This is a genomic window from Peptococcaceae bacterium (assembly GCA_024655825.1).
GTDB lineage: Bacteria > Bacillota > Peptococcia > DRI-13 > PHAD01 > JANLFJ01.
In genome coordinates, this window is sequence record JANLFJ010000009.1 from 40,600 (window position 1) to 62,061 (window position 21,462).

The 21,462-nt window shown below is 52.3% G+C and carries 17 protein-coding genes and 1 other annotated feature; of the genes, 14 read left to right on the forward strand and 3 right to left on the reverse strand.

Features of this window, described 5'->3' with window-relative positions; all coding sequences use genetic code 11:
* The first annotated feature begins 12 nt into the window (after positions 1-12).
* The 6 genes from NUV48_05140 (at position 13) to NUV48_05165 (ending at position 8,996) form a co-directional block, all read left to right on the forward strand.
* Positions 13-1,260: a glucose-1-phosphate adenylyltransferase gene (locus NUV48_05140; protein ID MCR4441525.1), complete on the forward strand. Its 1,248-nt coding sequence runs from the start codon at positions 13-15 to the stop codon at positions 1,258-1,260.
* A 13-nt stretch (positions 1,261-1,273) separates the two neighbouring features.
* Entirely contained in the window at positions 1,274-2,395 is a 1,122-nt protein-coding gene (glgD, locus tag NUV48_05145; protein MCR4441526.1) for a glucose-1-phosphate adenylyltransferase subunit GlgD, read from the forward strand.
* Between the two features lie 21 nt (positions 2,396-2,416).
* Positions 2,417-3,874, forward strand: a complete 1,458-nt coding sequence (gene glgA, locus NUV48_05150) for a glycogen synthase GlgA (protein MCR4441527.1) — start codon at positions 2,417-2,419, stop codon at positions 3,872-3,874.
* The gene (locus NUV48_05155; protein ID MCR4441528.1) at positions 3,875-5,794 is read left to right on the forward strand and encodes a glycoside hydrolase family 13 protein; all 1,920 of its coding nucleotides are present in this window, start codon (positions 3,875-3,877) and stop codon (positions 5,792-5,794) included.
* Between the two features lie 115 nt (positions 5,795-5,909).
* Positions 5,910-7,376 (forward strand): 4-alpha-glucanotransferase, encoded by a 1,467-nt coding sequence (gene malQ, locus NUV48_05160; GenBank protein MCR4441529.1) that lies wholly within the window; start codon positions 5,910-5,912, stop codon positions 7,374-7,376.
* Positions 7,377-7,409: 33 nt separating this feature from the next.
* Positions 7,410-8,996: a glucose-6-phosphate isomerase gene (locus tag NUV48_05165; GenBank protein MCR4441530.1), complete on the forward strand. Its 1,587-nt coding sequence runs from the start codon at positions 7,410-7,412 to the stop codon at positions 8,994-8,996.
* On the opposite strand, the gene NUV48_05170 is transcribed toward NUV48_05165, so the two are convergent.
* Positions 8,984-10,720, reverse strand: coding sequence for a phospho-sugar mutase (locus NUV48_05170; GenBank protein ID MCR4441531.1), 1,737 nt, complete (start codon positions 10,718-10,720; stop codon positions 8,984-8,986). The genes NUV48_05165 and NUV48_05170 overlap by 13 nt on opposite strands.
* Before the next feature lie 119 nt (positions 10,721-10,839).
* Complete coding sequence (locus NUV48_05175; protein MCR4441532.1) at positions 10,840-11,268, reverse strand: Hsp20/alpha crystallin family protein; 429 nt, start codon at positions 11,266-11,268, stop codon at positions 10,840-10,842.
* Between the two features lie 161 nt (positions 11,269-11,429).
* Between NUV48_05175 and NUV48_05180 the strand changes: the two genes are divergently transcribed.
* Positions 11,430-13,157 (forward strand): glutamine--tRNA ligase/YqeY domain fusion protein, encoded by a 1,728-nt coding sequence (locus NUV48_05180; protein ID MCR4441533.1) that lies wholly within the window; start codon positions 11,430-11,432, stop codon positions 13,155-13,157.
* Here NUV48_05180 and NUV48_05185 read toward each other — a convergent pair.
* A complete protein-coding gene (locus NUV48_05185; GenBank protein ID MCR4441534.1) occupies positions 13,102-13,734 on the reverse strand; it encodes a CoA pyrophosphatase in 633 nt (210 codons plus the stop codon). The genes NUV48_05180 and NUV48_05185 overlap by 56 nt on opposite strands.
* Positions 13,735-13,912: 178 nt before the next feature.
* On the opposite strand from NUV48_05185, the gene NUV48_05190 reads away from it, so the two are divergent.
* The 7 genes from NUV48_05190 (at position 13,913) to ilvC (ending at position 21,450) form a co-directional block, all read left to right on the forward strand.
* Positions 13,913-14,125 (forward strand): DUF378 domain-containing protein, encoded by a 213-nt coding sequence (locus NUV48_05190; protein ID MCR4441535.1) that lies wholly within the window; start codon positions 13,913-13,915, stop codon positions 14,123-14,125.
* Positions 14,126-14,401: 276 nt separating this feature from the next.
* A complete protein-coding gene (tatC, locus tag NUV48_05195; protein MCR4441536.1) occupies positions 14,402-15,154 on the forward strand; it encodes a twin-arginine translocase subunit TatC in 753 nt (250 codons plus the stop codon).
* A gap of 74 nt (positions 15,155-15,228) precedes the next feature.
* Positions 15,229-15,870: a lactate utilization protein gene (locus tag NUV48_05200; protein ID MCR4441537.1), complete on the forward strand. Its 642-nt coding sequence runs from the start codon at positions 15,229-15,231 to the stop codon at positions 15,868-15,870.
* A gap of 115 nt (positions 15,871-15,985) precedes the next feature.
* Positions 15,986-16,214: a binding site (T-box leader), on the forward strand.
* A gap of 302 nt (positions 16,215-16,516) precedes the next feature.
* The gene (gene ilvD, locus NUV48_05205) at positions 16,517-18,181 is read left to right on the forward strand and encodes a dihydroxy-acid dehydratase (GenBank protein ID MCR4441538.1); all 1,665 of its coding nucleotides are present in this window, start codon (positions 16,517-16,519) and stop codon (positions 18,179-18,181) included.
* Between the two features lie 31 nt (positions 18,182-18,212).
* Entirely contained in the window at positions 18,213-19,916 is a 1,704-nt protein-coding gene (gene ilvB, locus NUV48_05210) for a biosynthetic-type acetolactate synthase large subunit (GenBank protein ID MCR4441539.1), read from the forward strand.
* Positions 19,888-20,367 (forward strand): acetolactate synthase small subunit, encoded by a 480-nt coding sequence (ilvN, locus tag NUV48_05215; GenBank protein ID MCR4441540.1) that lies wholly within the window; start codon positions 19,888-19,890, stop codon positions 20,365-20,367. The genes ilvB and ilvN overlap by 29 nt, the downstream gene beginning before the upstream one ends.
* Positions 20,368-20,451: 84 nt before the next feature.
* Positions 20,452-21,450, forward strand: a complete 999-nt coding sequence (gene ilvC, locus NUV48_05220; protein MCR4441541.1) for a ketol-acid reductoisomerase — start codon at positions 20,452-20,454, stop codon at positions 21,448-21,450.
* Positions 21,451-21,462: the final 12 nt, after the last annotated feature.

A 21,462-nucleotide genomic window follows, 5' to 3' on the forward strand; every position in this document is an offset into this window, starting at 1 on the left:
AAGGAGAATGAAATGATGCCGACTAAAGAATGCATTGCCATGCTCTTGGCGGGAGGACAGGGAAGCCGCCTGAGGGTTCTCACCAAGAACCTTGCCAAACCCGCTGTTCCGTTTGGAGGCCAGTACCGAATCATTGATTTCAGCCTCAGCAACTGCGCCAATTCGGGGATTGACACTGTGGGTGTACTGACCCAGTATAAACCGCAGCTTCTTAATTCTTACATCGGGACGGGGAGTTCCTGGGACCTCTTTTGCCGTAACGGAGGGGTTACGATCCTGCCGCCTTATGTGGGCGAGGACGGGGGACACTGGTACCGCGGTACGGCGCATGCCGTTTACCAGAACCTTGATTTCATAGACAAATACAGGCCTGAACATGTTTTAATCCTGTCGGGCGATCACATATATAAGATGGATTACTCCCAGTTGATAAAATATCATAAAGAAAAAAACGCCGATATCACCATTGCGGTGATTGAGGTGCCCTGGGATGAGGCCGGGCGCTTCGGGATCATGAGCATGAACGAAGAAGGGGAGATTACCGAATTCGAAGAAAAACCGCGCTGCCCCAAAAGCAACCTTGCTTCCATGGGTGTGTACGTTTTTAAAACGGAAGTTCTCAAGTACAACCTGATCAGGGATGCCGCAGACCCCGCTTCGGATAACGATTTCGGCAAAAATGTCATACCCAGGATGCTTAAAGAAAAACAAAAAATGTTCGCCTATCCCTTCCAGGGATACTGGAGGGATGTCGGCACCATCGACAGCTACTGGCTGGCCAGCATGGACATTCTTGACGATAAAGCCCCGCTTGATATATTTGATTCCTCCTGGGCGATTTATTCCGTCATCTCGCCCCAGCCGCCCCATTTTCTGGCCGGTTCGGCCAGGGTCAAGAATTCCATGGTTTCCGACGGCTGTTTTATTTACGGGGAAGTGGAAAACTCCATTCTTTTTCCGGGAGTGACTGTAGCCAGGGAAACGAGAATAAGGGACTCCATCGTCATGTCAAATGTCAGGATTGAAAGCAACGTTTTGATTGAAAGGGCTATCATCGGCGAAAACACCGTGGTGGGAGAAGGATCCATTATCGGCGGGGAATTCAGCGGCGACGAACAGTCCAGCTTTCGCAGCTTCACGGGTGATTTGCGGATAACCGTGGTGGAAGAGCACCTCACCCTGCCGCCCAATACGCGCATCGGGGTCGTTTTACGGATGAAAAGAGCGGAAAGCAAGCTCAGCGGGGTAGCCGGGGTATAAGGGACGTAAGGCGATGAAAAATGTGATGGGGATTATTCACCATGTGAAAAATGAAGGGAATTTAAAAGAAATCACCCGCCAGCGCTGCCTGGCCGCTGTTCCTTTTGGAGGCAGGTATCGCCTGGTGGACTTTGCGCTCTCCAATATGGTCAACGCAGGCATGCGCAACATCGGGATAGTTACGTCAATCAACATGAGGTCTCTTCTTGACCACCTTGGAAGCGGCAGGGAGTGGGGTCTTGATAAAAAGCAGGAAGGGCTTTTTATCTTGCCGGCTGCTCATGCCGGGGAAAGCAAAAACGCACGCAAAGTTGACCTGGAAGACATGCACGTCAACCTTGATTATTTAAAGCGCAGCCGTCAAAAATTTGTCGTTGTTTCGGGCAGCAACATGGTCTGCAACATCGATTTCAAGCGCATCTTTCTCTTTCACCAGGAAATGCAGTCCGACCTTACGCTGGTTTATAAAGAGGATTACCCGTTTGGCGGTGATGACCTTGAAGGCAACGTGTTCCTGGAAACCGGGCCCGGCGGGAGAGTGCTGGCGGTTCGCGGCAGGCCTGCTGTTAAAAAGAGGCACAGGGTTTCCATGGACATTTACTTGCTGAGCAAGGAACTGCTGGTCCAAATAGTGGAACACTGCGCCGCTGCGGGCAAGTGGGACCTGGTGAAAGATATTATTGCCGGCAGTATAAAAGAACTAAGGGTTTACGGGTATGAGCACCGGGGATACCTGGCCATCATCAATTCCCTGGGCGGTTACCTGCGCCGCCACCTGGAGCTGTTAAATCCCGAAATCTGGCAGGAACTGTTTTTCCGGCACGGAACAATTTATACGAAACTTAAAGACGGCCCGCCCACCAAATACTTTGAGAATTCCGAGGTTCGTAACACCCTGGTCGCCAATGGGTGTAAAATAGAAGGTAAAGTTGAAAACAGCATACTTTACCGCGGGGTTAGAATAGCGAGGGGAGCGGTGGTCAAAAACAGCGTGGTCATGCCCAAGGCGGAAATTGAAGAAGAAGCTGTACTGGACGGTGTGATTCTTGACAAGAACGTTCGCGTGAGAAAAGGAGCCCGGCTCCTGGGGGACCAGAACAGGCCCTTGGTCGTGCCTAAGAATGCCCTGGTTTGAAAAACGGAGAGGAGCATGGTGATGAAGGTTTTGTTTGCGGCTTCCGAAGCGTCGCCTTTTGCCAGGACCGGAGGGTTGGGAGAAGTTGTGGGGAGTTTGCCCAAGGCTTTGAACCGGCTTGGCGCCGACGCGCGGGTGATCATACCCAAGTATGGGACGATTGCGGCGGAGTATAAAAAAAACATGAAGAATATCGGGAATGTTACCGTGCCCGTAGCTTGGCGCCGTCAGTATTGCGGCGTTGAAAAACTGGAGCGGGAAGAGGCAACCTATTATTTTCTGGATAATGAATATTATTTTAACAGGGAAAACATTTATGGTTATTACGACGAAGCGGAAAGGTTTTCCTTTTTTTGCCGGGGTGTGGTGGAAACACTAAAAATCCTTGATTTTTCGCCCGAAATCATTCACTGCCACGACTGGCAGGCTGCTTTGATCCCGCTTTTTTGGAGAGAGTTTTGCTCCGGCCAACAAGGGCATGCCCCGGTGAAGACGGTTTTTACGATTCATAACCTTAAGTACCAGGGAGTATTCACCCACTGGATACTTCACAACATCCTGGGTTTGGGCGACGAGTACTTTACTCCTGACAGGCTTGAATATTATGGAAAAGTAAACATCTTAAAAGCGGGAATTGTTTTTAGCAACAGCCTTACTACTGTCAGCAGGACATACGCGGAGGAAATAAAATATCCCTTTTTTGGGGAAGGCCTGGATGGGCTGATCAGGGCCCATGAACATAAACTGCGCGGCATCTTAAACGGGCTGGATTACAATGACTATGATCCGGAAATGGATTATAATATTTATGTAAATTACAACCAAAACCCGGATTTTAAGCAGGAAAACAAGGCGAAACTGCAGGAAGAACTCGCCCTGCCGGTGAACAAAAATATCCCTTTGCTGGGGGTCGTTACCCGCTTGACTGTCCAGAAGGGCCTAGATTTGCTGATACATATTCTTGACGAACTGCTGGAGCTTGACGTTCAACTGGTGGTCTTGGGCGCGGGCGAGGAAAAATATGAGCAGTTTTTTTCCGAGAAAGCTTCGTGCTGCCCGCAAAAATGCCGTACCGTTTTAAAGTTCGATGAAGTCCTGGCCCGTAAAATATATGCGGCTTCCGACCTGTTTTTGATGCCGTCTCTTTTTGAACCGTGCGGCTTGAGCCAGTTAATAGCCCTTCGTTACGGAGCGCTTCCCGTGGTAAGAGAGACGGGCGGGCTGAAGGACACGGTTAGGCCTTACAATGAAAAAACGGGTGAAGGGAACGGCTTTACCTTTGCCAATTATAACGCCCATGAATTACTGTTTACCATCAAAAGGGCCCTTTTACTTTACCGTGAGCGAGAAACCTGGAACAGGCTGGTAGCCAACGCCTTGCAATCAGATTACAGCTGGGAGAAATCGGCGCGCGAGTATTATTCCTTGTACCGGGAACTGGCAGCAAAGCCGGTTTTGAAAGAGGGGGCTGTCGTTTAAATGGACTGGATTGTGCACGATTCTCAGGATGCTTTTTACCGCAGTCCCTTTGGAGCTGTGCCGTGCGGCAGCCGGGTCAGGCTGCGTTTAATGGTGCATTCCAAGGAAACAGTCGATTCAGCTAATGTGCGTTTGTGGAAAGAAGGCAGCGAGATAAACCTTGAAATGAGGCCAATCCAGCACAAAGAAGGGATGCGGGTCTATGAGGCCGAATTCGAGGCTTCGGCGGAACCGGGCCTTCTCTGGTACTATTTCTATGTAGTCAGGGGAAACAGCGTCTATTATTACGGAAATAATCACCAGCGCCTGGGGGGCAAAGGGGTCATCCAGGAACAGCCGCCCCCGTCCTACCAGGTCACTGTTTACAGTGCCGGTTTTACTGTTCCCGCCTGGTTCAAGGAAACGGTCTTGTACCAGATCTATGTGGACCGCTTCTTTAACGGGCGTGAAGACGGGCGCGTCTTAAACCCCAGGAAAGGCAGCCTCATCCACGGTTCCTGGGACGATACCCCGCTTTATGTCAGGGACCCGGGAGACCACGGCATCAGGCGCTGGACATTTTTTGGCGGCAACCTGGAAGGGGTGATCAAGAAGCTCCCCTATTTACAAGACCTGGGAATAGGAGCGCTTTACCTCAATCCCATTTTCGATTCCCCCAGCAACCACAAGTACGATACGGGAGACTACCTGAACATAGATCCCATGTACGGGGACAACGAGACCTTTCGCCTGCTGTGCGAGAAAGCGAAAGAATACGGCATAAGAGTCATCCTTGACGGGGTTTTCAGCCACACCGGCAGCGACAGCATCTATTTCAACAAGGAAGGCAATTATCCCGGTTTGGGCGCCTACCAGTCAAAAGAGTCCCCGTACTACAGATGGTTTCGTTTTATCGAGTATCCTCACACCTATGAATCCTGGTGGGGGATTGACACCCTTCCCAATGTCGAGGAAATGGAACCCTCCTACCAGGAATTCATCATTGACGGCGAGAACAGCGTGGTAAAATACTGGATGAAAATGGGAGCAGCGGGCTGGAGATTGGATGTCGCCGACGAATTGCCGGACAAATTTATCAAGAAACTGCGCCGGACCATGAAAAGGCTTGATCCTGAATCCGTGCTCATTGGCGAGGTATGGGAAGACGCCTCCAACAAGGTGAGTTACGGGCATAGCCGGGCCTTCCTGTGGGGCGAGGAGCTCGATTCCGTGATGAACTACCCCTTTCGTCGGCATTTGCTGGATTTCATACTGGGCAAAAAAGACGCGCTCCAGTTTCACCGGCAAATGATGAGCCTTTACGAAAACTATCCCCGGGAAGCTTTTTTCGCCTCGATGAACCTGGTGGGGAGCCACGACGTGGCCCGCATCCTGACTTTGCTGGGCGAAGGGGCCCCGGGAGAGCACCTTGGCGAAATAGAAAAAGAGAAGGCCAGGCTTTCGCCTCAAAAAAAGGCACTCGGCCTGGCCAGGCTCAGGCTTGTGTCCGCCATTCAAATGACCTTTCCCGGCGTTCCCTGTCTTTACTACGGTGATGAAGCCGGGATGGAAGGTTATGCCGATCCTTATAACCGGGGTCCGTACCCGTGGGGAAGAGAAGAACAGGGGTTGCTTGAATGGTACAGGAAAATCATAGCGCTGCGCAACAATCACCAGGCCCTGAAGGCTGGTGACTGGTTTTTACTCGCCGCCGAAGGGGATGTCTACGGCTACCTGCGGCAAAAAGGAAGCGAGCGGATCGCCGTTTTCGTCAACAGGAACGTGAAAGATGAGGCAGCAGTACTTGCGGATATGAACAGGTGGGGTGAAGGCGCCTGGCAGGATTTGCTTGACCAACACGGGAAGCTGGTGGTGGAAAAAAGCAGGACGGAAGTGCGCCTTTCACCCCTGGAAGCGAAAATTTTTTTAAAAAATGACTGACCGGAAGGATTACTTAATCAGGTTAAACGGCCTGCCGGATGTGAAGAATCAGACATACCGGCATATCGGAAAACAGCAAGCGGTGGCAACAGCCGGCGACGCAGGAGGTATTTGCTTGAAATTAGACAGGGCAAGCGGTATTCTGCTTCATCCCACTTCTTTACCTTCCGCCTACGGGATCGGTGAACTGGGTAAAGAGGCTTTTTCCTTTGTTGATTTCCTTGCCGGTTGCGGGCAAAAAATATGGCAGGTGCTGCCGCTGAATCCGGTCGGATTCGGTTATTCACCGTATCAATCATTTTCGGCCTTTGCCGGCAACCACCTTTTGATCAGCATCGATATGCTCCTGGAAGAAGGACTGCTGGACGAAAAGGAAGTTGAACCCATACCCGAATTCGCGGGGCAGGGTGTGGACTACCCCGTGGTGCTCAAGTATAAGTATTCGCTTTTTTTGAAGGCGTACTTGAAGGCCAGAACCCTGCCGCGCCGCAAAAGCTACAGCGATTTTGTGCAAAAAAATCACTACTGGCTCTATGATTATGCTTTCTTTATGGCTTTAAAGGAATATTTCAACGGCCTGCCCTGGAACCAGTGGGAGCCGGGGATCGCTTTCCGCAAACCGGAGGCGCTGGAGCGTTACGGGGAGATGCTGGCCGACAAGATAGAATTCCACTGTTTTTTGCAGCACTTGTTTTTCAGCCAGTGGGCTTCGCTAAAGAGGTATGCGGCGGAAAAAGGCATTCGCCTCGTCGGCGACCTTCCCCTGTTTATATCATATGACAGCGCCGATGTCTGGGTTTATCCCCACCTGTTTGAACTGGATAGGGAGGGGTACCCGGCCAGGGTTGCCGGCGTGCCGCCGGACTATTTCAGCAAAACAGGCCAGAGGTGGGGAAATCCTCATTACCGCTGGAAGGAGATGGCGCGCGATGATTATTACTGGTGGCGCGAAAGGTTTAAGACCATTCTTGGGCTGGTAGACGCGGTCCGCCTTGACCATTTTCGCGGTTTTGAGGCCTACTGGGAGATACCCGGCAGCGAGCCGACGGCGGAAAACGGGAAGTGGGTAAAAGGGCCGGGAAGAAAATTTTTTGCCGCCGTGGAAAAACACCTGGGAAAACTGCCCTTGATTGCCGAGGACCTTGGGTTTATCACGCCGGCGGTTATAGAACTGAGGGACGCTTTTGAGCTTCCGGGCATGAGAGTTTTGCAGTTTACATATGAAGAAAACATCGATTCCTGCCGGCAGAACCCAAATACCGTTTATTATACCGGCACTCACGACAACGATACCCTGTGGGGATGGTATAAGGATGTCGTGCTGTCGGGGCTGAAAAGCAGGGCCGGGCAGGGTGAAGACGCCCGCAGTATTTGCTGGGAGTTTATCGAAATAGTCCTGCAGAGCGCCTGCAGCTGGGCAGTTATCCCCCTGCAGGACGTTCTCGGCCTGGACAGCTGGGCCAGGATGAATACACCGGGCACAGTGGGAGGAAATAACTGGCGCTGGCGCTTTCTTCAGGAAGACCTGACCTGGGATACAGGAAAAAGGCTTGCCCAATTGACCGGGAAACACGGCAGGTAAGAGCCCGAAAGATAAAAGGAGGTAAAACAGTTTATGATGGATAAACATAGCGGCTGGAAACGTTTCCAAGAATACTGTTTTTGCTACCCGGAAATCGGCTTGAGTCTTGACCTCAGCCGGATGTTTTTTCCGGACGGTTTTATCAACGAGATGGAACCGGCCTTCAAGAAAGCCTTTCATGAAATGGCCGCGCTGGAAGCGGGAGCCATTTCCAACCCTGACGAAAACAGGATGGTCGGGCATTACTGGTTAAGGGACCCCCGGCTGGCCCCTTCCCGGGAGATTTCCTGCGAAATTGAGGGTAATACCCGGGAAATCAAGCGGTTTGCAAGTGAAGTGGGGCAAGGGGTTATCCGGCCGGGTAAAGAAAGAATTTTTAGGAACTTTGTCCTGATCGGCATCGGCGGCTCGGCTCTCGGCCCGCAGCTTCTGGCAGATGCCCTGTGGGATGGAGGGTTCCTCAAACCTTATTTTCTGGACAACACGGATGCCGACGGTATTGACCTTCTTCTCAAAAAACTGCGGGATAAACTGGAAGAAACCCTGGTCCTTGTCGTTTCAAAAAGCGGCGGCACCGTGGAAACATATAACGGGATGCTGGAAATCCGGCATGCGTACCTGGAAAAAGGCCTTGATTTCGCCAAGCACGCCGTTGCCGTAACCATGGCGGGCAGCAAGCTTGACCAGCTGGCCAGCGGGGAGGGATGGTTGGCCCGTTTCCCTCTTTGGGACTGGGTCGGGGGGAGATTTTCCATTACTTCGACGGTTGGACTCCTGCCGGCGGCGCTGCTGGGCATCGACATCGACTCTTTCCTGGAGGGGGCGAGGCTCTGCGACAGGGTAACACGCAAGCCTGACGTTTGTTCAAACCCGGCCGCGCTTTTGGCCGCCATGTGGTATTACGCCGCGGATGGCCGCGGGAAAAGGGACATGGTTGTTCTCCCATACAAGGACCGCCTGCAGTACCTGGCCAGGTACTTGCAGCAGCTGGTGATGGAATCTTTGGGAAAAGAACTTGACCGCGGCGGGGTGAGGGTTAACCAGGGATTGACGGTGTACGGCAACAAAGGCTCGACTGACCAGCACGCTTACGTGCAGCAGCTTTTGGACGGCGTAAACAATTTTTTTGTGACCTTTATAGAAGTGCTTTCCGATAACCGGAAGAAGCACGTTGTTATCGAGAAAAACGTTACCAGCGGCGACTACCTCCGGGCTTTCCTGCTGGGGACAAGACAGGCCCTGACCAGGAAGGGCAGGGAATCGATAACCATCACCATCAAGAAAGCGGATCCTTTTCATCTCGGTGCTTTGCTCGCCGTTTTCGAGAGGACGGTGGGATTTTACGCCAGCCTGGTCAACGTCAACGCTTACCACCAGCCGGGTGTCGAGCTGGGCAAAAAAGGGGCCGGCGTGGTTATTGAAATGCTGATCAAAATATATTCCTACCTTCATGAAAAGCCGGGAGAAGCCAGAACCGTTGGGGAAATTGCGCAGGCCATCGGTTTCCCCTTTGAAGAAGAAACAGTCTACAAGATACTGGAATTCCTTGCGGCCCAGGAGGAACGGGGCATTAAAAAAACTCCCGGAGACGGCCTTTTTGATTGCGGTTATTTCGTGTAATGCTTGATGAAACTGGAGAATGAAGCTGCCAGCCCTTGCAGGCGTTCCTGGGCGGCCTGTGCGGATTCCCCTCGCGTGGCCAGGTATATTTTCAGCTTCGGCTCGGTGCCGGACGGTCTTACACAGCACCACGACCCTTCATCCAAGACATAATAAAGCACATTGGAAACAGGCAGGTTCAAGGGTTTTTCTTTTCCAGAGGGAAGGCTCTTTTCTTTACCTGTCAGGTAATCCCTTACGGCCTGGACGCCGTAGGCTGCAAGGAAATCCGGCGTTTTCCGGCGCAGGGTGTCCATGATCAGGGCGATCTGGTTTTGGCCTTCTCTCCCGGCCAGGTTGATGTTAATCAGGGCTTCCCGATAATATCCGAACTCCGCAAAGAGCTGCTGGAGCCGTTTGTATAGGTTTAAGCCTCTTTTTTTATGATACAGCGCCATTTCCGCAATGACCAGGGCTGTTTGTATGGCGTCCTTATCCCGCACATGCTGGCCTACAAGGTAGCCGTAGCTTTCTTCGTAGCCAAAAAGGAAGGTGTATTCCCCCGATTCTTCGAATTCGGCTATTTTTTCGCCGATGTACTTAAAGCCGGTTAAAACGTCAACGTGCTTGACGCCGTATTTGGCCGCGATTTTTGCGCCCATTTCGGAAGTAACGATGGTTTTGACAATCACTCCGTTGTGGGGGATAGTGCCTTGCTGCCGGCGGGCTTGCAGCAGGTAGTCGATTAACAGCGCTCCCGTCTGGTTGCCTGTCAAATGCTGGTAGCGGCCCTCCTCGTTTTTGACGACCAGCCCGATCCTGTCGGCGTCGGGGTCGGTTACCAGGATAACGTCGGCATGCAGTTCGCCCGCCGTGCAGATGGCCAGGCTGCAGGCCGCTTCTTCTTCAGGATTGGGATAAACCACGGTGGGAAACTCCGGGTCGGCTGCGGCCTGCTGTTGAACAACGTTAAGGCCGGTAAAACCGCATTGTTCGAACAGCCTGGTCAGGGGGACCAGTCCTGTGCCGTGCAGCGGCGAGTAAACCACTTTTAATTCGTGTGCGGATTCTTTGACCATTTCTTTGTTGAGAATGAGTTTTTCGGTCTCGGCCAGGTATTTATCAAGAATTTCATCGCCGAGCCAGACCAGCAGATTTTTATCTTCGGCTTCTTTTTGATCGGCGATCTCGATGGCAAAGACATCCTCGATTTTTTCTATTTCTGTAGTGATTTTTTCGGCCAGTTCATCCGTTACCTGGCCGCCCAGCCGGTTGTATACCTTGTAACCGTTGTACTCCTTGGGATTGTGGCTGGCAGTGATGACAATGCCGGCGGCAGCCTTAAGTTCACGAACGGCAAAAGAAAGGAGCGGGGTTGGAGTGATTTCTTCAAAGACCAAGGCCTTAATCCCGTTTTTGGCCAGGACCAGCGCCGCTTCCCGGGCAAAATCCCTCGACTTGCGGCGCGAATCGTAAGCGATCACGACGCTGTTTTTTCCGGGGCTGTCCGCGCCGTGGAGGTAGTTGGCCAGGCCCTGGGTAGCTTTCCGGACGGTGTATATGTTGATCCGGTTGGGGCCGGCTCCCATAAGACCCCGCATCCCTCCCGTGCCGAATTCCAGTCCCTTATAAAAGCGTTCCTGGATGGCCTCCTTTTCGTTTTCTATGGCGGCCAGCTCGTTTTTCAGGTCGGGGCAGTTGACGTTTTCTTTCCACAGGTGGTAGTGTCTTTCAAAATCAATCATTATACATCTCCTCCTTTATCCATGGTATAATAAAATGCTGTTTATTGGAAAGCAAAAAGAAAAAATAGCCGGCGGCTTTTTATCCCCCAGCTATTGATAAAGTCGAAACGAAGGCGGGATTACTGGATTTCCAGCTTTTTGCCTTTAATTTGAGCGGGCTTTGCCCTGGGGGCTGTAACGGTTAATATACCGTCCCTGTATTCCGCCCGCGCCTTCTCTGGTTCGATTTCTACGGGCAGGGGTATGGAGCGTGAAAACGCCCCGTAATACCTTTCGGACCTGTAGATCTCTTCGTCCTTAAACTCGGCGTCTTTCCTCATTTGGCCCGATAGCCTGATGGAATTCTCGTCAACGTAAATGTTCAGGTCTTCCCTGGATACCCCCGGGAGGTCCGCTTTGATGATAATCTCTCCGGCGGTCTGGTACACGTCGATTTTTGGCGAAACGCCGCCATAAAGATGCCGGAAAGGGGAACGTTCCCAAAAGGTTCCCAGGTCCTTTGACAGGTAATCCAGTTCGCGGAAGGGATTCCATTCCACGAGATTCATAAAAAACCACTCCTTTTTTTAGCATTTCAGTAGTATAATCCCCTTTTGAAAAGTCGTTTATTCCCAATTTTATGTTATAATCAGGGGCATAAAAGATATAATATAAGATAACAACGACGGGCAAATGACGGAAACACGAACCGCGCAGGGGGGAAGATAGAATGCTTAACTTTATCCAGAATATTATTAATGAGGATATGAAAACGAACAGGTACGGCGGTCGCGTCCATACCCGCTTTCCACCCGAACCAAACGGGTATCTTCATATAGGCCATGCCAAATCCATTTGCCTGAACTTTGGAATAGCTGCGGCGAACGGCGGGCTCTGCAACCTGCGCTTTGACGACACCAATCCCAGCAAGGAAGAGGTTGAGTATGTCGAGTCAATCAAGAGGGATGTCAGGTGGCTGGGCTTTGATTGGGGGGACAGGCTTTATTTCGCCTCGGATTATTTTGATCAGATGTACGAGTATGCCGTTCAACTGATCAAAAAGGGCAAGGCTTATGTTTGCGATTTAAGCCCCCGGGAAATAAAAGAATACCGGGGCACACTGACCGAACCCGGTAAAAATAGTCCCTATCGCGAGAGGACGGTTGAAGAAAACCTCGATCTGTTTGCCAGGATGAAAAAGGGGGAATTTCCAGAGGGTTCCCGTGTTTTGCGGGCTAAAATAGACATGGCTTCACCAAATCTCAACATGAGAGACCCCGTCCTTTACCGCATCATCAAGGCCTCCCACCACAGGACGGGTGATAAGTGGTGCATCTATCCCATGTACGATTATGCACACCCTATATCCGACTCCATAGAAGGAATAACCCATTCCATATGCACGCTGGAGTTTGAGGACCACAGGCCGCTCTACGACTGGGTCCTTGATGCCCTGGAAATCCACCATCCCCAGCAGATTGAATTTGCCCGCTTAAACCTGACCGGCACGGTGATGAGCAAAAGGAAATTACGGCAGCTGGTGGAGGAAGGTTACGTCGACGGCTGGGACGACCCGCGCATGCCCACCATTTCAGGGCTGCGCAGGCGCGGGTACACTCCCCAGGCCATCCGGGATTTCTGTGAGCGTATCGGGGTGGCCAGGAGCAACAGCCTGGTGGACAGATCGATTCTTGAACACTGCGTCCGGGAAGATCTGAATTGCCGGGCTCCCCGCGTCATGGCCGTGCTTCGCCCGCTCAAGCTGGTTATTGAAAACTATCCTGCAGGCCGGGTGGAATGGCTGGACGCGGAGAATAACCCGGAAAACCCGGCGATGGGCTTCCGGAAAATACCATTTACCTGCGAACTGTACATTGAACGGGAAGATTTCATGGAGAACGCTCCCCGGAAGTATTTCCGCCTGACTCCGGAGCAAGAGGTTCGCCTGAAACATGCCTATATCATCAAGTGCGAGAAGGTGATTAAAGACAGCAGGACCGGCGAGATTTTGGAGGTTCGCTGCACGTATGACCCGCAGTCAAAAAGCGGCTCTGACGGCAGCGGGCGTAAGGTAAAGGGTACGATCCACTGGGTTTCCGCCGCTTATGCGGTGCCGGCGGAAGTGCGCCTTTATGACAGCCTGCTTATGGATGACCAGGTCGAAGCGGAAAACGAGGAAGACGACGTTTCTGATTTTATTTCCAAACTGAACCCCAATTCCCTGGTCAGGCTGACTGGATGCCTGGTTGAACCGGGGCTTACCGGCGCTGAGCCCGGCGCGAGTTACCAGTTTTTGAGGCAGGGATATTTTTGCCGGGACACCGGCAGTCATCCAGGCGAGAAGCTGGTGTTCAACAGGATTGTATCGCTGCGTGACAGCTGGGCTAAGATTGAAAAGAGTTTTACCGGATCAAATCGAGAAAATGGTGAAGAATGCGCGCAGTCAGGCCCCAGATGATGTATTTTTCGTATTCGTAAAAATAGACGGGGTACTCGCCGGTTCTCCAGGGATAATTTTTCCCACCCGGTACCAGGTGATAAGGGAAATCCGCATCCAGTTCCATTCTGACACGCACCATTTTAACCAGGGGCTGCATTTTTAGGAGAGATTCAAGGGGAACAAAAAATATTTCCTCTACTTCCGCGGGATCGGGGCGCAGGACGGCATCCTTGTCGATAAAAGCGGCGTAAGGATGAATTTTAAGCTGGTGATGCGTCCAGAGAACGTCGAGGGCCCCTGCCGTCTTGATGCTTGTTTTCTTGATCCCCAGTTCTTCCGAGGCTTCCCTTATGGCAGTGTCGCGGGGGCTTTTGTCGCCGGGCTCTTTCTGGCCGCCGGGGAAGCATATTTCACCGGGCTGGCCTTTCAGGCTCTGCGAGCGCACTTCAAACAAAAGGGATAATTCTCCCCGGTACATCATCAAGGGCAGCAGGACCGCGTATTCGGAATAACCCTGGTCGTCGAGCACACCCGGCTTTCTCAGCCGGAGCGCATTGATGACGTTTTCAATTGAAGGGCTTTTTGAACCAGGCAAGCGTTATTCATTCCTTTCCGTAATTCTATTCTATTATTCTACCAGAATATCACTGTTTGATCTCAGAAAGCATTCCACAACAGCAACTTTTTTTCAAGGTTTAATGAAAAAATAGGAATAAAATTTGATGAAATCAAGAATGCTAATGACTGAGTAAAACAGTGAAGGAGTTGATTAAATGGATACCTTGGCGCTTGTCCTGGTTATTATCGGAGCTTTAAACTGGGGACTCATTGGTTTATTCAAGTTTGACCTGGTGGCAGCTATTTTTGGAGGGCAAACCGCCCTCTTGAGCAGGATCGTTTATTCGCTGGTCGGGCTGGCCGGGCTGTATTCCATCACTTTTCTTACCGGGAACCGCCTGGGAGAACGGGTGCGCCGCAAGCAGTAAACAGGAAGCCATTTCTTAAAACATACTCCCCAAACATGAAGAAATCGCAAATCGCCTGGTTGAATTGGCCTTGAGGTTTGCGATTTCTTTTTTTTTATGGAAGAGCAATCCCAGCGGGGGTGGCCGGGATTGCATTATTTGGATTCAATTTGCGCCGATGGTCATGGCAGGAATTTTTCCGATTAACGCGTATAATAACAAGTGACAAGGGGAAGGCCCTGTTAAAGCGCCTGTCCGGCCCGGGAATATTGCGGGCCGGCGGAAGGAAGTGCTTTCATGAGGCGTTGCAAGCAGGATACAATGTCATTGAGCGGGCACCTGGAAGAACTGCGCAGACGGTTGATTTTCTGCACGGTTGCCGTGCTGGGCGCCGCGGTGCTCGGGTTTGCCTTTGTGGATAAACTGCGTTGGATTTTGACCAGACCCGCCGGAAACCTGGAATTGGTTTTCATCTCGCCCCCGGAAGCCCTGATGGCCAATTTTCGTCTGGCGTTCATCGCCGGCTTAATTCTTGCCATGCCGTTTGTTCTCTACCAGTTCATGGCTTTTGTTCTGCCCGCGCTGTATAAACATGAAAAAAAAGTGATTATCCCTGTCGTTTTCATGATGGTGCTGTTTTTCTTCCTGGGGGCAGCGTTCGCTTATTTCATCGCCTTTCCCCTGACCATCCGCTTTTTGATGAAATTTTCATCGGACGCCGTTTCGCCCATGTTTACCATCTCCAAATACTTGACCTTCGCCACCACGTTTATCTTCGCCTTTGGCCTCGTATTTCAGATGCCGCTGGTCTTTTATGCCCTGGGCCGCCTCCGGGTGGTAAACGCCCGCTTTTTACGCACCTACAGGAAACATGCCCTGCTCCTGGTGCTGGTCATCTCCGCCCTGCTCACCCCGCCTGACGTCTTGTCCCAGCTGATGATGGCCGTACCGCTGATGCTGCTCTACGAGCTGGGGATAATGCTGGTTGTGTTAAGCCAGGGAAAAGCAGAAAGAGGACAAAAGGAGCGGAATAATCGCCTGATGTCATAAAGCGTCCGTTTTCTCAAAGGTGATGGAATAAATTGCCTGCAAGGCGCAAATATTGTTACGAGGAGTGAAAAGAAATGCAAACACCTAAACAATGGTATTGCGAAACCGTGGGGCAGAAAGTGGTGGAAGCGCTCCGCAAAAACAATTTCAATGCCGACTATGCGGCCACGAAAGAAGAAGCCAGGCAGAAAGTGCTCTCCCTGGTAGGCGACAGCCGCAGCATTGGCATCGGCGGTTCCGTAACCATCAAAGAGCTGGGGGTGATCGAGCAGCTGGCAAAAGAAGGGAAAGAAATCCTGGACCACACTCTCCCGAATCTAAAACCGGAAGAAAGCCTGGCCATCCGTCATAAACAGCTGACCTGCGACTGCTTTCTTTGCAGCACCAATGCCGTAACCCTGGACGGCCAGCTGGTCAATGTGGACGGCACGGGAAACCGCGTCGGGGCGATGGGATTTGGGCCGGGGAAGGTGATCGTTGTGGCCGGGATCAATAAAGCGGTCAAAGACCTCCAGGCCGCCCTGGAAAGAATCGAAACCCGGGCCGCGCCGCTGAACAATAAACGGTTAAACAGGCCCAACCCCTGCACGCAGAGCGGCGTTTGCCTGGACTGCGCCAGCAGCACCCGCATCTGCAACATTACGACGATAATAAGAAGAAAGCCGCCCTTGACGAATATCAACGTGATTGTTGTCGGGGAAGAGCTCGGATATTAGCGGGAATAATGACCAATTCGAAAAAAACATTCGAAAAAAAGTTGTTGACAATGGAAGCTTGCCCGTACTATACTTATAAATAACATTTATCTTTTGGAAATTGAATGTTTTCAAGGTAAAGGCGATGAAGGGAAGCTGTTATAGGAGAAAGTACGTCCCAGAGAGCCGGGGTGCTGGAAACCGGCACGTATGATATAACAACCTCGTCCCCTGGAGCCGTTTGCTCGAAACATCGCCAGTAGGGCAAGCCGGCGGCAGCCGTTAAGATGCGCGAATGAAGGTGACTTCCTTAGATGATATGGAGGTAAATGGGGTGGTACCGCGAGATTCCTCTCGTCCCTAACAGCCGTAAGGCTTAAGGGGTGAGGGGTTTTTTATTTAAACAAAAATATTAAACCGTCATTTTTTATAAAACGATTGAAGTGTACCTAGGGTTCCAGCCGCCTGTTGGTTGGCCGGATGCTGCCGGCTGAAACGCGGTGATTGCGACCGAGCGGTACAGACAGATTTATTGAGAATCTGCTACACCGTGAGGATAAAAGACTCGAGCGGCAAGTTCTAATCGCCTGAACATGCTCGCTCGGATTTTTATAATCATTCGTCACCGCAGGTATTATTTCCAAAAATAAACACGGAGGGATCGAAAATGAAAAGCAGTTTAATCAAAGACGGGCCGACGAAAGCTCCTCACCGCTCTTTGTTGAAAGCGCTGGGCGTCACCGACGCCGAGATGAAGAGACCGTTTGTCGGCATTGTTAACTCTCACAACGAATTTATTCCCGGGCACCAGCACCTGCGGGAAATCGGCGAGAACGTCAAAGCGGGAGTTCGTTACGGCGGGGGTGTCCCCTTCGAGTTTTCCACAATTGGGGTCTGTGACGGGATTGCCATGAACCACCTGGGCATGAAGTATTCCCTGGCCAGCAGGGAACTTATCGCGGATTCCGTGGAAACCATGATCATGGCGCACCCCATGGATGCTCTTGTTTTTGTCACCAACTGCGACAAAATTGTGCCGGGGATGATGATGGCGGCTGCCCGGTTGAATATCCCCAGCATTTTTATCAGCGGCGGGCCCATGCAGGCCGGCTGGTATAAAGGCGAACGAATAGCCTTGAGCAATCTTTTTGAAGCGGTGGGCAGGCACAGCCAGGGCAAAATGAGCGATGAGGAACTGGCGGAAATGGAAACGGCGGCTTGTCCAGGATGCGGCTCATGCGCCGGCATGTACACCGCCAATTCCATGAACTGCCTGACGGAAGCGCTGGGCATGGCCCTGCCCGGCAACGGGACGATCCCGGCCGTCCGTGCAGCCAGGCGCCGCCTGGCCAAAATGACCGGGGAAAGGATCATGGAACTTTTAAAAATGAACTTAAGGCCGAGGGACATTCTGACAGAGGCTGCTTTTGTGAACGCCATGCGAACCGATATGGCCCTGGGCTGTTCCACTAACACGGTCTTGCACCTGACGGCGATTGCCCATGAAGCGGGCGTTAAGCTTGACCTGGATATGATTGACAAGATCAGCCGCAGCACGCCGCAGCTGTGCAAATTGAGCCCCGCAGGACCCACTTTTATCGAGGACCTGGATTCGGAGGGCGGGATTATGGCCGTGATGAAGGAATTGTCAAAAGCCGGCCTTATCGATACGGGAGTGAAGACAACAGCCGGCGCGAACCTCGAGGAAATCCTGCAAAAGGCGCAGCCGGCCAGGGGAGAGGTCATCAGGACCCTGGATAACCCGTTCCGCAAGGATGGCGGGATAGCTGTCCTCAAAGGCAACCTGGCCCCTGAAGGGGCTGTTGTCAAGCAGGGAGCCGTGGCGGAGAACATGATGGTCCACCGGGGACCGGCCAGGGTTTACGACAGCGAGGAGGAGGCCACCGCCGCTATCCTGGGAGGATCTATCAAAAAGGGAGACGTGGTGGTGATACGCTATGAGGGGCCCAGGGGTGGGCCGGGGATGAGAGAGATGCTTACTCCCACCTCCGCGCTGGCGGGTATGGGACTGGATTCTTGCGTAGCCTTTATCACAGACGGCAGGTTCTCCGGGGCCACCAGGGGAGCCTCCATCGGCCACGTGTCGCCTGAAGCGGCGGCAGGGGGGGTGATTGCCCTGATTAAAGAGGGCGACATAATTAGTATTGACATACCCAACCGGAGTCTGGAGCTTTTAGTGGATAGCGGAGAGATTGAACAGCGTAAAAAAGCCTGGGCCGGTCCACCTGACAGGGGTTTGCAGGGATATTTGAAGCGCTACGCAAATAAAGTTACTTCTGCCGCCCAGGGAGCTGTCTTCTTTCCGGAATAAATTGTAAATATTCCGGAGGTGTTGTATTGACATGAATGGCGCAGAATACCTGGTCAAATTTTTTGAAAACAAAAATGTCGACATAATCTTTGGTTATCCCGGCGGTAAGGTGATTTTCCTCTATGATGTGCTGGCCCGCTCTTCCATCAAGCACATTCTGACCCGTCACGAACAGGGAGCCGTGCATGCCGCCGACGGCTACGCCCGTGTTACCGGCAGGCCGGGAGTGTGCTTTGCCACTTCGGGTCCCGGGGCCACCAATCTGGTGACGGGGATTGCCAATGCTTACCTGGATTCGGTTCCCCTGATCGCCGTTACAGGCCAGGTGGGGCTTTCCGATATTGGAAGGGACTCTTTCCAGGAAGCGGATATAATCGGGATTACGATGCCCATTACCAAACACAGCTATATGGTGAAAGAACTGGAAAAACTGCCGGCCGTAATGGAAGAAGCCTGGAACGTGGCCACTACGGGCCGGCCCGGGCCGGTGCTGGTGGATATACCAAGCGACATTTTTTCAGGGTCTGTTGATTTTTCGACCGTGCAAAAGAAAATTGCGACAAGAAAGGTCCCGTTGAAAAACGGCCTGGATGAGCAGCTGCAAAAAGTGGTGGATGCGCTGAAAAATTCAAAGAGACCGCTTTTGCTGGCCGGCGGCGGCATCATCGCCAGCCAGGCCTGGGACCAGTTGAAGGACCTGAAAGACTATCTCCAAATCCCGGTGGTCACCACTCTAATGGGCAAGGGAGCCATACCGGAAAAGGAGGAAGGGGTCCTGGGGATGGTTGGAATGCACGGGAAACCTTTTGCCAACCTGGCCCTCAGTTCCTGCGACCTGCTTTTGGGTATTGGGGCCCGTTTTAGTGACCGGATAACCGGTAAACCTGAAAAATTCTTGCCGGATACCGTTATTGTCCATGTGGACATTGATCCTGCCGAGCTCTGCAAGAATGTGAGAACTGAAATCCCGGTCGTTTGCGATGCCGGAAAATTTTTAACGGAGCTTTTAGGAAGACTGAAGAAAGAAAAAGTCCGCCTGCGGCTGAACGAATGGCATAGACAGATTGCTGAATGGAGGCAGAAGTACCCGCTCACTTATGAAAAAAACGGTTCTTTGAAACCCCAGTCGATAATTGAGGAAGTCGCCCGCATCGTCGGCGACAGGGCCATCGTGGTCACCGACGTGGGTCAACACCAGATGTTTGTGGCCCAGTATTATCCGATCGGCGGGATCAGAAACTTCGTTTCTTCAGGCGGTCTTGGAACGATGGGCTTCGGACTGCCTGCCGCGATAGGGGCCGCTTTTGGACGGCCGGGGGAGATTGTGCTCCTGTTTAGCGGCGACGGAAGCATCCAGATGAATATTCAGGAGCTTGCAACTCTCGCCCAGCACCAACTGCCGGTAAAGATCTTTATCATGAACAACTCGTGTCTCGGCATGGTCCGCCAGTGGCAGGAGCTGTTCTTCGGCAAGCGCTACGCGCACACCATTTTTACCAGCAACCCTGATTTTGTCGGCCTGGCCGGGGCGTACGGCATAAAAGCCCTGAGAATCAGCAGGCCTGAGGAAATAAAGGGCGCGGTTATCCAGGCCGTTCGCACTCCCGGCCCGGTGCTGGTTGAATGTGCCGTGGACCAGGAAGAAAATGTTTTTCCGATAATTCCACCTGGGGGGAGCCCCCATGAGATGCTTGGGAGGTGGCAGGGTGAGACACACGTTAGCCGTATTGGTTGAGAACCAGCCCGGGGTTTTGTCGCACGTGGCCGGGCTGTTTTCCCGCCGCGGTTACAACATAGAGAGCCTCGCGGTGGGACAGACGGAAGACCCGAGCGTTTCCCGGATAACACTGGTGGTGGAGGGAGACGAAAAGGTGATCGAGCAGGTCAGCAAACAGTTGAACAAGCAGGTGGAGGTTATCAAGGTCAATGACATTACGAACGAGGAAACCGTCGACAGGCAGCTGCTTTTGCTGAAAGTGGCGGCAGATACGGCCGTTCGCCAGGAAATCATGCAGATAGTGGAGATTTTCAGGTGCCGTATCGTGGATATTGGACGCCGTTCCCTGATCGTGGAGGCCACCGGCGACGAGGAAAAAATCGAAGCCATTATCAAATCGCTGCGGCCGTTCGGTATCCAGGAGCTGGTACGCACAGGGAAAGTGGCGATGGTCAGGGGTGCGAAGTGACTGTATACCCCGCGCCCCGTACCCTTTACCTGAACATAGAAGAAGTAAATTTCATTTTTAAATTAAGGGAGGAAATGAATCGTTATGGCCAAGATGTTTTATGATCAGGATGCAAACTTGAGTTATCTTGAGGGGAAGAAGGTGGCCGTAATAGGTTACGGCAGCCAGGGCCACGCGCAGGCCCAGAATTTAAAGGACAGCGGCGTTGACGTAATCGTCGGATTGCGCAAGGGGAGTTCATCCTGGGCCAAGGCGGAGGCTGACGGGATCGGGGTTTACACGGTGGCGGAGGCTGCCGAAAAGGCCGACATCATTCAAATACTGCTGCCGGACGAAAAGCACCCTGAGGTATACAACAACGAGATATTGCCGGGCTTGAAGCCGGGTAAAGCCCTGGTTTTTTCGCACGGGTTCAACATCCACTTCGGCACGATTAAGCCGCCTGGCGACATCGATGTCTTTATGGTTGCGCCCAAGGGACCCGGGCACCTGGTGAGGAGGCTGTACAAAGAAGGAATCGGCATCCCCGGCCTGGTGGCCGTGCACCAGGACGCCACCGGCAAGGCGATGGACCTGGCCCTTGCCTACGCCAAGGGGATTGGCTGCACAAGGGCGGGGACACTGCTCACCACCTTCAAGGAAGAGACCGAGACCGATTTGTTCGGGGAACAGTGCGTGTTGTGCGGCGGCCTGACCGAGCTGATCAGGGCCGGGTTCGATACCCTGGTGGAAGCCGGTTACCAGCCGGAGTCCGCTTACTTTGAGGTTTGCCATGAATTGAAACTCATCATTGACCTGATTTACGAGGGCGGCATCGCCGGCATGCGGTATTCCATCAGCGATACGGCGGAGTACGGGGACATGATGATTGGACCGCGGATAATCACCGAGGAGACAAGAAAGGAAATGAAGAAGGTGTTAAAAGAAATCCAGAACGGTTCCTTTGCTAAGGAGTGGATCCTGGAAAACCAGGCCGGCAGGCCCCGTTTCAATGCTCAAAAAAGAATTGATGAACAACACCTGGTGGAGATTGTGGGGAAAGAACTGAGAAGCCATATGCCTTGGCTGAAAAAGATAAAATAACGGTTTTTGGAG